General features: G+C 70.5%; 13 protein-coding genes. 8 read left to right on the forward strand and 5 right to left on the reverse strand.

All coding sequences use genetic code 11. The features are described 5' to 3' along the window. Positions 1-120: 120 nt before the first annotated feature. Positions 121-654 (forward strand): hypothetical protein, encoded by a 534-nt coding sequence (locus ACWDAK_RS11580; protein WP_427394817.1) that lies wholly within the window; start codon positions 121-123, stop codon positions 652-654. A gap of 188 nt (positions 655-842) precedes the next feature. Here ACWDAK_RS11580 and ACWDAK_RS11585 read toward each other — a convergent pair whose 3' ends face one another. The 3 genes from ACWDAK_RS11585 to ACWDAK_RS11595 form a co-directional block, all read right to left on the reverse strand. Beyond that, the gene (locus ACWDAK_RS11585; RefSeq protein WP_427394818.1) at positions 843-2,045 is read right to left on the reverse strand and encodes a macrolide family glycosyltransferase; all 1,203 of its coding nucleotides are present in this window, start codon (positions 2,043-2,045) and stop codon (positions 843-845) included. A gap of 137 nt (positions 2,046-2,182) precedes the next feature. Next, a complete protein-coding gene (locus ACWDAK_RS11590; RefSeq protein WP_344637573.1) occupies positions 2,183-2,326 on the reverse strand; it encodes a hypothetical protein in 144 nt (47 codons plus the stop codon). A gap of 329 nt (positions 2,327-2,655) precedes the next feature. After that, positions 2,656-3,333, reverse strand: coding sequence for a macro domain-containing protein (locus ACWDAK_RS11595; RefSeq protein ID WP_427394819.1), 678 nt, complete (start codon positions 3,331-3,333; stop codon positions 2,656-2,658). A gap of 240 nt (positions 3,334-3,573) precedes the next feature. Between ACWDAK_RS11595 and ACWDAK_RS11600 the strand changes: the two genes are divergently transcribed. The 7 genes from ACWDAK_RS11600 to ACWDAK_RS11630 all read left to right on the forward strand — a co-directional run bounded on the left by ACWDAK_RS11600 (position 3,574) and on the right by ACWDAK_RS11630 (position 10,079). After that, a complete protein-coding gene (locus ACWDAK_RS11600; RefSeq protein WP_427394820.1) occupies positions 3,574-5,190 on the forward strand; it encodes an ADP-ribosyltransferase domain-containing protein in 1,617 nt (538 codons plus the stop codon). Positions 5,191-5,358: 168 nt separating this feature from the next. Continuing rightward, complete coding sequence (locus tag ACWDAK_RS11605) at positions 5,359-6,129, forward strand: hypothetical protein (protein ID WP_427394821.1); 771 nt, start codon at positions 5,359-5,361, stop codon at positions 6,127-6,129. A gap of 112 nt (positions 6,130-6,241) precedes the next feature. Beyond that, positions 6,242-6,775 carry a GNAT family N-acetyltransferase gene (locus ACWDAK_RS11610; protein WP_427394838.1) on the forward strand — a complete coding sequence of 178 codons (534 nt, stop codon included), beginning with the start codon at positions 6,242-6,244 and terminating at the stop codon, positions 6,773-6,775. 184 nt (positions 6,776-6,959) lie between these two features. Then, a complete protein-coding gene (locus ACWDAK_RS11615; protein ID WP_344637568.1) occupies positions 6,960-7,685 on the forward strand; it encodes a rhomboid family intramembrane serine protease in 726 nt (241 codons plus the stop codon). Between the two features lie 379 nt (positions 7,686-8,064). Next, positions 8,065-8,304 (forward strand): hypothetical protein, encoded by a 240-nt coding sequence (locus ACWDAK_RS11620; RefSeq protein ID WP_344637567.1) that lies wholly within the window; start codon positions 8,065-8,067, stop codon positions 8,302-8,304. Next, on the forward strand, positions 8,301-9,221 hold the full coding sequence (locus ACWDAK_RS11625; protein WP_344637566.1) for a 1-phosphofructokinase family hexose kinase: 921 nt from the start codon (positions 8,301-8,303) through the stop codon (positions 9,219-9,221). Before ACWDAK_RS11620 ends, ACWDAK_RS11625 begins: the two co-directional genes overlap by 4 nt. Before the next feature lie 9 nt (positions 9,222-9,230). Then, positions 9,231-10,079: a class II fructose-bisphosphate aldolase gene (locus ACWDAK_RS11630; RefSeq protein ID WP_427394822.1), complete on the forward strand. Its 849-nt coding sequence runs from the start codon at positions 9,231-9,233 to the stop codon at positions 10,077-10,079. Between the two features lie 73 nt (positions 10,080-10,152). On the opposite strand, the gene ACWDAK_RS11635 is transcribed toward ACWDAK_RS11630, so the two are convergent. Then, the gene (locus ACWDAK_RS11635; RefSeq protein ID WP_427394823.1) at positions 10,153-10,995 is read right to left on the reverse strand and encodes an ABC transporter permease; all 843 of its coding nucleotides are present in this window, start codon (positions 10,993-10,995) and stop codon (positions 10,153-10,155) included. Between the two features lie 2 nt (positions 10,996-10,997). After that, positions 10,998-11,963, reverse strand: coding sequence for an ATP-binding cassette domain-containing protein (locus tag ACWDAK_RS11640; protein WP_344637563.1), 966 nt, complete (start codon positions 11,961-11,963; stop codon positions 10,998-11,000). Positions 11,964-12,196 lie beyond the last annotated feature (233 nt).

The following is a 12,196-nucleotide window of genomic DNA, read 5'->3' on the forward strand; positions in this document are numbered from 1 at the left end:
CGGATCCGTACCACCGGTAGACCGGCTCTGAATCGGGCCTTCCTAGCTTCGGGGCTGCCAGGTCGCATCATCAGATCCACTTCCCCGAAGGCGACTTGCTCGACAGAAAGGGTTCGCCAGATGATCAGTCTCCGCACGCGTGCCTCGGCCCTCGCGGCCGTTGCCGCGATCGGGCTCGCTCTGACCACCGGAACGGCCAACGCCGCACCGGCCGAGCCGTTGAGGACCGGCCGACCTGCCATGACGGCGGCGGCGACGCTCAGCGGGGCGACCCAGATCGGCATGAACAGCGTGCTGGCGAAGAACACCGCGTGGTACTCGCCGGACGGGAGCACCGCGCTCTGGGTCCAGGACGACGGCAACGTCGTGCTGTACCACAACAACAAGCCGGTGTGGGTGGCCAACGGTGTCATACCGAACGGCAACGTCCTGGTCATGCAGAACGACGGCAACCTGGTCGTCTACTCCGCCGCCAACGCGCCGCTGTGGTCGAGCGGGACGGCAGGCCACGCCGGTGCGTACCTCGCGATCTACAACGACGGTCACATGAACGTCGAGCAGAACGGCACCGTGCTCTGGACCTCCGTCCACGTGGTCGTCAACCCGTGCTGGGTCTTGTTCCCGAAGCCGTGGTGGTGCCCGACGTTCCCGTGACCGGCCTGCCGGCGGCTTGCCGTGCGGCCCGGGCCGGGCGTGGGGTAAGGGGCTGTGGGCCGGGACCCCTGAGTCCCGGCCGAAGCAGCCGCCGAGTCCGACCGCGCCCCACTGCTCGGGTCGGGCCGCACCTCTCGTGCTGAAACGTCGTCGCCGCCCCGGCCGGCGGGGCGGCGACGACCGCATGGTCAGACCAGGGCCGCCTCGATCACGTCGGCGGCCTTGGCCGAGCTGCCGCCCGCGCGCACGTCGCGGCTGATCTCGGCCAGCCGGGCCGCCACCACCGGGTCGCCGATCAGCTCCAGCACCGCGGAACGCAGCGCCTCGGCGGTGGCGTCCGCAGTGTCCAGCCGCCGTCCGACACCCAGCTCGACCAGCCGGTCCGCGTTGGCGAACTGGTCGGCGGCCTGTGGCACCGCGACCATCGGCAGCCCGCAGTACAGGCCCTCGCTGCATCCGCCCATCCCGGCGTGGGTCACGAAGGCGTCGGCCTGCTGGAGCACGGCGAACTGCGGCACCCAGCGGTGCACTTCGATGTTGGCCGGGATGTCCCCCAGTTCGGCCAGGTCGGTCGTCTTGCCGACCTGGAGCACGACGTGCCAACCGGGCAGGTCGCCGAAGGCCTTCAGGCATTCGCGGTAGAAGCCGGGCTGGTGGGTGAAGGCCGAACCGAGTGAGATCAGCAGCACCTTCTCCGCGCCCTCCGGACGGGTCCAGCCGCCCTGGTGCTCGCGGGGGCCGAGGCAGGGCCCGACGAAGGAGAAGACCTCGGGGTCCACCAGGTCGATCTTGGGTTGGAGGACCCGAGGGATGACCGCGATCGCGCGATCCGGGCGCAGCATGTACGCGAACGGGTCGGGGGACTCCAGCCCGTTCTCGAGCAGCCACTGTGCGAACCGCTCCTGGTACCCCTCCGTCGCCAGGGCGTCCCGTGCCATCTGGAACCGGTCCGCCATTTCCTGCTCGAAGCCGTCCCAGGCGACCATGGACGGCGAGATCGCCATGGCCGGTACGCCCCAGCCGTCGGCCAGCACCCGGCCCGCGTACGCCATGAAGTCGTACAGGACGAGGTCGGGCCGGTCGTCCTGGAACGCCTCCCGCAGCCGGGGCAGCATCGTCTTCGCGTCCTCCAGGATGAGGCCGTGCACATTGGCGCTGGTTTCGGGGTCGACCGCGCCCTTGAGGAACGGCAGGGTGGTGTCGTAGGGCACCAGCCGGGCGCCGGTGGACTCGATCTGCTCGGCGAACGAGGGGTCGTTGAGGTAGCTGACCCGGTGGCCGCGGGCGACCAGCTCCCGGATCACCTCCAGGCTGGGGTAGACGTGGCCGTGCGCCGGGATGTTGACCATGGCGATGTGTGCTGGGCGGGACATACCGGGTCCTCTCGTCATACGTTGTTAAGCGTCCTGCACCCGCAGCCTGACTCGCCGTCAGCTTTACTGTCAAAGGCAATACCTATCCTCGCCTCGCCGAAGCGTGCGGCGGCTATCGGCTCCCTGACTGCGGACCTCGATCAACTCCTCGTCCGTCATTCGCTCCAGCGCCCCGTACGGGTGCCGACGGCGAGGTCGGCCCGGCCCCCGGACTGCTCCCGCGCCCGCTTGATGACCGCACAGCCGTGCAACGGCCCATCCGGCAGCGCGGCGAGGATGAAGTGCGTGGCCTCGCTCATCACGCTTCGTCGTCTGCTCGCGCGCCGACCATGTATCGACCGTCGAAGTAGGTGAAGAACCTTGGGGTGGCACGCGCCTGTCGGTCGGCGGACCTTCCGGATCGTCAGCAAGGTCTGCGTGGAGCTGGGTTCAGCGGGGCGCTCGACGTGATCGCCGCTATGGGCCTGCTGGTGGCCGGGTGCCGGTTGAGGGCGTGTTCTCGACCTACCTGTGCCAGGGCTGGGACGCGCAGGTCCTGCACAAGGTCTGACGGGCGCCGAGGGGGCGGTGCGCGGCTCGGGCAGGACGACCCGAGCCGAAGGCCGTCGCGAGCTGGTCGATCGCTCGGTCAGCGACGCGAAGTGCGGCGCGTGGGCGGTGTGATGCGTACCCGCTTCGCGGCGGGCGCCTCCTCGATGTCGTCGAGCTGCGCGATGACCGTGCTGCGCAGGTCGTCATAGTCCTCGAAGCAGTAGTCGTTGAACAGCGTGTAGCCCGTCCACATCAGGTTGGCGCACACCTGCGCCGGCACCCGGCCGGTCTGGGCGCCCATGCCGACCAGCGCCACCGACTCGATGCTGCCGGGCGACTTCCTGTTCTGCTGGTGGATCGCCTGGAACGCGGCGGCGCAGGCCAGGGCCACGTTCAGAGTCTCGCTCACGTTCTGCGAGGACGCTTCCATCGTCGGTGCCGAGATCAGGAACTTCGGGTTGACCGCCCCGGACGGAACGAACACCGCGCTTCCCACCGGAAGCTTTCCCGCGAACTGGGCGCGTATCGCACGCTGGACGCGCAGTTGGACGCCCGCTCCGAGGTGCCGCTTGATGACCGCGTCGACCCCGCCGTCCATCCGGCCGCGGGAGTTGGTGGGGCTGACCCAGGCATCGACGTTCTCATCGAGGATCGATCCCTTGCGGATCTCGATCCCTGGGGTGTCGGCGAACGCCGCTCGCCACGCCTCCACCACCGTCGCGTTGATGTCGGTCAGCACCACCTTGAGCGGCGACTGCACGCGGTCGTTGGTCATGGTGCACTCCAATCGAGATACGGTCTCTCTGCCGATCAGGAAGCTACCGTGGCCCACTGACAAGGCAGGTGCGGCCGGCAGGCGCTGATCCGCACCGACTCCGGTGACGCGAAGGAGTCCGTCGCCCGGCTCACCGTGCCGTGCCGGTGCTGTCAGACCCGGGCGATATGACTGTGGAGTCCGCCAGGCAAGCTGACGGCCTCTCATCAGCACGGTTCGATGATCTGGAGTCCCTCCACAATGAGCGATGCCAACGCCCCCGCCCAGCCCGACCCGAACGACCCGCTGGCGCTCGCGGAACTCTTCAAGGGCGGCGGTGAACCGTGGCTTCCGCTGCTGAAGCCGGTCATCGAGGCGCAGCCCGACGCGGCCGCGTTCATCGGCCCGGGCCGCAGCCCGGAGGTCGTACCCGTCCGCGAACTGACCTTCCAGGCGCTCAAGCCCAATGCGCCGCACAAGTGGAAGGTCGTCATCTTCGGCCAGAACCCGTACCCGCGGCCGGAGAGTGCCACCGGCATCGCCATGTTCGACAACACCTTCCACGACTGGAAGGACAGCCAGTTCGGCAGGGTCGTCAGCATCCGCTGCATCATCAAGGCCGCGGCGATGTGGAAGTACGGCATTCCCAAGAAGACCCCGATCGCCGACATACGCGCGCTACTGAAGAAGCAGGACACCGTCCAGCCGCCGGAGTGGTTCCAGGCGATGCTCACACAGGGTGTGCTGCTGCTGAACGCGGCACTCACCGCCAGCAGCGACGGGGCGACGGGAACCGACCGGCACACCGCGTTCTGGCGTCCGGTCGCCGAGCGGATCGTCGAAGAGATCCTCAAGGCAAAGCAGAACGCCGCCGAGGAGGACCGTGGGGTCGTCTTCGCGTGGTGGGGGGCACACGCGCGGAACCTGAAGAAGGTCGTCCTCCAGCTCCAGGAGAAGTACCCGGAGGTCGAAGTCCGGCACATCGACCACTCCAACCCCGCGGCGCAGGGTGACATCTTCTGCGACGGCGACCATTTCGGAATGGTGAACGACGCCCTCGCGTCGCTGGGCGCCGATGAGGTCGACTGGCTGCCGAGCAAGGGGTGGAACGAGCTCGCGGCGGAGACCGGCGGGACGGACAGCGACCTTGCCGAGCGCATGGGCGCGTTCATCGCGTCCACCATGGAGCTGCACCAGCTGTATCTGGAGCGACTCGCCAGCGTCAAGGACGAGGGGCTCGTCCTCCCCGCGATCACCGGTGTGTTCGACACCCCGATCATGGAGTTCCGCGACGCCGTGAGCCCGGTTGCCAAACTGCTCTCCGGTCTGGACCGGCATGTCCAGCGGTCGCACGAGTTCGGCAAGAGGCGGGCGGACGAAGCGACCGGCGGCCTGTCCGCCGACGCGATCGCCGCCCTCTACCTCTACACCTGCGAGTCCGCCTTCTACCGGGAGATCAACGCCATCCTGCGCTCCCCGGACCGGACCAGGCTCGTCCCGTACCTCCCGTACCTGCGGCTGCTGTTCTCGGCGGTGTCGCAACTCCCGGTCCGCACCGAACCCTTGTGGCGCGGGGTGCCGCTGGACCTGCGTGCGCAGTACCCGCTCGGACGGACGGTGACCTGGTGGGGCGTCTCCTCGTGCACGTCCCAGCTCGGCGTGGCCAAGGCGTTCCTCGGCAGCCGCGGCAAGCGGACGCTGTTCGAGGTGGTCCCCGCCCGGGCCGTGGGCATCCGCGACTTCTCCGCGTTCACCGGCGAGGAGGAGTTCATCCTCCTGCCGGGCACGCAGCTGAAGGTGACGGACGTGAAGACCGAGCGCGGCGGTCTGTGCACCGTGACGCTGGCGGAGCTGGAAGAGCAGACCCTGGTGTCCTGACGCAGCGCCGGCACTCCGCGGAGTGGATTGATCCGCATGCATGCGCGGAGTCCGGGCGCTCTGCTGCCGGAACCTCCCGCAGACGTGAAGCCTCTGGTAGGACAGCTCTCGTCACGGGACGCCGTCCAGGGCGACCGGAGGCTTCACGTCGTTTTCGGCACAGCAGAGATGACCGGAGGTCAGCACGTGCACCCGCAGTGTCCGCTCACCTATGAGGCGTTCCTCGACCGAGCCACCGCTGACCCCGACGTGGTCGGACTCATCCTCAAGGGTTCCCACACGCACGAGGGCATGGCCACCGGGCATTCCGATCACGACGTCTACCTCATCCTCGTGGACGACGCCACGACCGAGCTGGCCGCTCTCGACGGCTACCGTTCCGCCGCACTGGACGTCGTCGTCACCACGGTCGGCGGGCTCCGCCACCGTGGCGGCCTGGAGCGCTGCGCCCTGGCCCGGGCCCGTGTTCTGCTCGACCGGGCCGATGGCGAGATCACGGAGATCATTACGAGGAAGGGCCGACTCGGTGCCGAGGAAGCGCGCACGGCCGCCGCTCACCGGCTGGACGCCTACGCGAACTGGCTGTACCGCTCGGTGAAGAACGACCGCGACGGCCGCGGCCCGGCCGCCCACCTGGATGCCGCGGAGAGTCTCGGTCACCTGCTCGAACTGCTCTTCGCCCTCGACCGTCGGCCTCGCCCGTACAACAAGTACCTCGCATGGGAGTTGGAGAGGTTTTCCCTGCCGGGCTGGGACACCGGCATCCTGCTCGACACGATCGAGAAGATCCAGCGAACCGGTGACGTGTCCCTTCAACGACGGCTCTTCGCCCAGGTCGAGAAGACGGCCAGGGCAGCCGGCCACGCGGCGACGCTGGATGCCTGGGGCGAGGACCTGGCGCTGATGCGCCCACCGGCCAGGCGGGTTAGTGCCTCGTAGGGCGTCGGCGCAGCGCGGCATCCGGCAGGGCCCATAGCCTGGTCGGGCCGTTCGCCCGGGGTGGCCCGGAAAACCTGTGGCACCGACCCGGCCGGGGCGGGACCGTAGTGCCATGCTGATTACCCAATGTCAACAAGCCGATGTCGCGCTGCTCGAGGAGCATCTGCCGTCGCCGAGCCGGACTTCGTTCCACGCACAGCGCTTCGCCCGACAGGGAGTCGGCACCAGCACCTACCTGGTGGCCTGGCTGGCGGATCGCCCGGTCGCGAACGCCGAGATCCGCTGGAACGGGTGCGCCGCCACCGAGGTACGACAGGCCGTGCCCAACTGCCCCGAGATCAACGGACTTTCCGTCACCGAACCGCTGCGCGGCGGCGGCATCGGCACCGCGCTGATCCGCCATGCCGAGCGGCTGGCCGTCGAACGCGGCGTGCAGCGGATCGGCCTCGGAGTCGACGACGATGGAAACCCGCGGGCCGCAGCGCTCTACGCCCGGCTCGGGTACCGGCCCGTGGTCCGCTATCTCGACCGCTGGTCCTACACCGCCCACGACGGTGAAGTCCACGACGTCGAAGACCCTTGCGTCTTTCTGGCGAAGGAGCTCACCTCCGCTCCGACGCCAGACCTTGGCGTACGTGTGCAGTGATGCGGGTGGCGCCGCGGGCGCGCGGTATGGCGGAGGCTGGCGCGATGTCAGGGTGCGGCTGTCGTGACAACCGTCACGACCAGCCCGTGATCATCTGCGCTGGTGCGGGGTCCTGCCCGATCGGGATGATGGGCTGCGTGAACGGGGCGAGGTCGCCCAAGGCTGTTCGGACGGGGGTCCGGCGATGTCGCCGCACGAGATCGGGTTGTACGCGAGCGCCGCTGTGGTGGTCAGTGTGGGACTGCGGACGCTGGTACTGGTCAGCCCCACGGACGGCTCCGGGGCCGGCGGTTCCGCGGGGAACGGTGGCTCGCCGGGCGAGGTGCTCGCCGTCGTCCGCGCCGCCCTGGCGCGGCGGCCCTGGGCCACCCTCACGCTGTTCGCGGTGATGGCGGTGATGGCCGTGGTCCAGTACGCGCTGCCCGCCGTGGTCGACGACTTGATCCGCCAGCCGGGTGCGCTGACCGACGGGCAGTGGTGGCGGGCTGGAACCGCACTACTGGTGCAGTCCTCGGGAATCACGCAGATCGCGTGCAACCTGCCGGCCCTGCTCGTGGTCGGCGCCGTAGCCGAGTCGGTCTTCGGGCGCTGGCGGACCCTGGCCGTGTTCCTCATCAGCGGTGTCCTCGCCCACGTGGTCAGCCTGGCCGGCTGGTCACCGCGAGGAGGCGGCGACTCGGTGGCCATCTGCGGCCTGGCGGGCGCCCTGGCCGTCACCTGCCTGCTGCGCGGGAAGGCCCTGGGCCTGATGTTCAAGGGCAGCTGGTTCGTGCTGCTCGTCCCCGCAGCCGGTCTGTTCCTGTGCGTGCTGCACAACAACCACGGCGTCGGACTGTTGGCGGGCTGCCTGCTCGGCCTGGTCCTCGCCGTCCGTACGAGGACCAGGCTTGCGCAGCCCGGCGCGGCGTGACCTGAAGCCACTGGGGCGCGGGTCGGCGGTTTCGCGCAACCCCGGCCGTGCCCTCCCAACTCCCAAGCGGGTGAACCTATCTGAGTGCGGTGCAGTCGACGCCGCGCTCGCCGCAGATGCCGACCATAGCGCCAGGCCGGCCAGGTAACCGGGCCTCACCAGGTGGGCCTCGCGTTCGGGACCACCCGGTCCGCCACCGGGAATCCCGTCCCGCAGTCGGCGCAGGAGGCATGCCCGAACAGATACGACAGCCTTCGGGTGACCACCGGCAGACGTGCTCGATCCGGTCGGCAGTATTGCTCACAGTTGATCGATATCGCTATAAAGAGCTCAGCTTCGAGCAGGCGCTGGCGGCATTGTGCGCACAGGAGGGTCCGTCATGAACCACGTCGAGCGGTTCGATCCGGCCGCTGCCGGCATCGCGGTGCCGGGCACGGCCGACGAAGGGGCGGGAAGCTCGGTGCTCGCCGCCGACCTCGGCCGGAAGCGGTTACCGGTCCGACGCCAACTCGCCGAACATCCGGGCCTCCAGGGCGCCTTCGGCCACGACGTCCGGGCCGGCTGCCAGGGCGCGGCGCTGCCCGCCCGGGACCTGCTGAACGGGGAGGCCCGAGCGTGATCCTCACCGTCACGCTCAATGCCGCGCTCGACGTCACCCACCGCCTGGACCGGCTGCGCCGGTACGGCAGCAACCGGGTCCGCGACGTGGCGGAACGGGCCGGAGGTAAGGGCGTCAACGTCTCCCGGGTCCTGCACGCGCTCGGACAGCCCACCGTCGTGACCGGCCTGGCCGGCGGCCTCACCGGCGCCGCACTGCGCCGCGACCTCGTGGAAGCCGGACTGGCCGATCAGCTGCTGCCGATCGAGGGGGAGAGCCGCCGCACGGTTGCCGTGGTCGAGGAGCAGGCGGGCGACACCACGATCCTGCTGGAGCCCGGGCCGGTGGTCCGGCCCGGGGAATGGGCGCGCTTCCTGGGCCGCCTCGACGCGCTGCTGCCCGGCGCGGCGGCGGTGGTGTTCTCCGGCAGTCTGCCGCGCGGCGTGCCCGAGGACGCGTACGCCGTCCTGGTGCGCCGCGCGCACGCCCACGACGTGCCCGCGGTGGTGGACGCCGACGGCGCTGCCCTGCGCGCCGCGCTGCCCGCCGGCCCGGCGCTGGTCAAGCCGAACGCGGGAGAGCTGGCCGCCGCCACCGGCCTTGCCGATCCGGTCGCCGCCGCCCGTTCCCTGCGCGCCGCCGGCGCCGGAGCGGTGGTCGCCTCGCTCGGCCCCGATGGCCTCATCGCCCTTACACCGCACGGAGGTTGGCGAGCCCGATCGCCCGAGCGGCTGGCTGGCAATCCGACCGGCGCCGGGGACGCCGCGGTGGCCGCCCTCACCCTCGGGCTGGTCGCCGGTGCTCCCTGGCCGGACCTGCTGGCCGAGGCGGTGGCGCTCTCCGCGGCCGCCGTCGCTGCGCCGCTGGCCGGCGAGTTCGACCCCGCCGTCCACCGACGCCTGCGATCGCTGGTGGACGTCCGACCCCTTCGTACCTGAGGAGTTCCCGTGCCCCTGACCGGTACCGGCGCCATCGTCACCCCCGCTGTGAGCGCCGCGCGCGGGGTCGGCGCGTTCAACGTCATCCAGCTCGAACACGCCCAGGCCATCGTGGCCGGTGCCGAGGCAGCCGGATCGCCGGTGGTGCTGCAGCTGAGCGAGAACGCCGTCCGCTACCACGGTGCGCTCGCCCCCGTCGGCTCCGCGGTGCTGGCCGTCGCCCGCGCCGCCGAAGTGCCGGTGGCCGTCCATCTCGACCATGCGACCCGCCCGGAACTCGCCTACGAGGCTGTGGAGTTGGGATTCTCCTCGGTCATGTTCGACGCCTCCGCGCTGGACTACGAGGAGAACGTGCGCACCACCGCCGAGGTGGTCGCGCACTGCCACGCCGCTGGTGCCTGGGTGGAGGCCGAACTCGGGAAGGTCGGCGGCAAGGACGGTGTGCACGCGCCGGGCGTCCGGACCGACCCGGGCGAGGCCGCGGCCTTCGTCACCGCCACCGGAGTCGACGCGCTCGCCGTGGCCGTCGGCACCTCGCACGCCATGCTCACCCGCGACGCCGCGCTCGACTTCGAGCTCATCGCCGCGCTGCGCAAGGCCGTTCCGGTGCCGCTGGTGCTGCACGGCTCGTCCGGAGTGGGCGATGAGCACCTGAGCCGCGCCATCGAGCACGGCATGACCAAAGTCAACATCGCCACCCACCTGAACAAGGTCTTCACCACCGCGGTCCGCCGGGCTCTCGCCGAGAACGCGGAACTGGTCGACACCCGCCGGTACCTCGGGGCCGGACGAACGGCCGTGGCGGGCGAGGTCACCCGGCTTCTCGGCGTACTGAAGGCGGTGCCTTCCACGGCCTGAGCCCGGTCGGAACCTCAGTGCATCGGACGCGCCACAGGCCCGGCGGCGCGGCGCTGACACGCCGGTCGGCCGATCATCCTGTCGCGTTGCGGTACTTGCGCACCGACAGCCAGGAGAACAGCCCCAGGATCAGCAGCGACCAGAGCGTGGACGCCGTGACCGGATGCTGCATCGGCCAGGCGGGCGCGCCGTCCGCCCCCGGATTGCCGAACAGGTTCCGGCAGGCCTGGACGGTCGCGCTGAACGGGTTCCAGTAGGCGATCGCCTGCAGCCAGCCCGGCATGGTGTTCACCGGCACGAAGGCGTTGGAGAGGAAGGTGAGCGGGAAGAGCCAGATCAGGCCCGCCGAGGTGGCGGCCTCCGGGCTGCGCACCGACAGGCCGATCAGCGCCCCGATCCAGGAGAAGGCGTAGCCGAGCAGGAGCAGCAGCAGGAAGGCACCCAGCGCCGCGAGCACCCCGTGGTGCGCCCTCCATCCCACCAGCAGCGCCACGATCGCCAGCACCAGCAGGATGAAGGCGCTCTGCACCAGGTCGGCCAGGGTCCGCCCGGCGAGCACCGCCGAGCGCGCCATGGGCAGGGAGCGGAAGCGGTCCACCAGGCCCTTGGTCATGTCCTCCGCGATGCCGGCGGAGGCACCCGCCACCGCGAAGGTGACCGTCTGGGCGAAGATCCCCGCCATCAGGAACTCCCGGTAGCCCCCGCCCGGTACCTTGATCGCGCCGCCCATCACGTACGAGAAGAGCAGCACGAACATCACCGGCTGCAGCAGCCCGAAGACCACGATCTCGGGAATCCGGGTCATCCGGCGCAGGTTGCGCTTCGCGACCACCCAGGAGTCGCGCGCCATCTGGACGAGTCCGCCCCGCGGCTGCGGAATCCCGGGTCCCCCCGCCAGGTCGGTGACGACCGTCATGGTCATGCGTCCTTTCCGGGGCCGGTCTCCTCGGCCGCGTGGCCGGTCAGGAAGAGGAAGACGTCGTCGAGGGTGGGCCTGCCCAGGCCGATGTCGTCGATGAGGATGTCCCGTCCGTCCAACTCGCGGATGACGTCGGCGAGCACCCGGGCGCCCCCGCGCACCGGCACGGTGATCCGCCGGGTGTGCTGCTCCACACTGAGCCGGCCCGTCCCGTACGGGGTGAGCGCCGCGACGGCCGCACCGATCAGCTCGCGCTCGTGGACCACCACTTCCACCCGCTCGCCGCCGATCCTGGCCTTGAGGTCGTCGGCACAGCCGCGTGCGATCACCCGGCCGTGGTCGACCACGGCGATGTCGTGCGCCAGCCGGTCGGCCTCCTCGAGGTACTGGGTGGTGAGCAGCAGGGTGGTGCCCTCGGTCACCAGCGTCTCGATGACCTTCCAGAGCGCCAGCCGGTTGCGCGGGTCCAGGCCGGTGGTGGGTTCGTCGAGGAACATCACCGGGGGCCGCACCACCAGCGCGGCCGCCAGGTCGAGCCGGCGGCGCATACCGCCGGAGTAGGTCTTGGCCAGCCGGTCGGCCGCCTCGGCGAGGTCGAACGACTCCAGCAGCTCCCGGGCGCGCGCCTTGGCGTCCCTGGTCCGCATCTGGTAGAGCTCGCCGACCATCTGGAGGTTCTCCCGGCCGGTGAGGTACTCGTCGACCGCCGCGTACTGGCCGCAGAGGCCCATCAGGCTGCGGACCCGGCCGGGGTGTCTGAGCACGTCCACCCCCGCCACCTGGGCGCGGCCCGCGTCGGGCCGCAACAGGGTGGTGAGCACCCGCACCGCGGTGCTCTTGCCGGCGCCGTTGGGGCCGAGCAGACCCAGCACCGTCCCCTCCGGCACGTCCAGGTCGACCCCGTCCAGGGCCCGTACGTCGCCGAAGGTCTTCACCAGGCCCTCGGCTCGGATGGCTGCCCTCATGTGCCTCTTCCTCCTCCCGGTGAACCACCTGACGGTTAGGGCCGCTCCCAGCACCTGGCAGGACCTCTCATTGTGCTTTCCGGCGGGGGAACGACCCGGTAGCCCACGCGTCCCGTCGACCACCCCGGCCGACGACCGGCGGTCCGCTGCCGCCGGGCACCCGGGAGGCTGAAGCACCCCGTCCTCGCCCCGTCCGGATGCGAGCCACCCGGGTGTGATGAAAGGTTGGAGGA

The organism is Kitasatospora sp. NPDC001175, assembly GCF_053598215.1.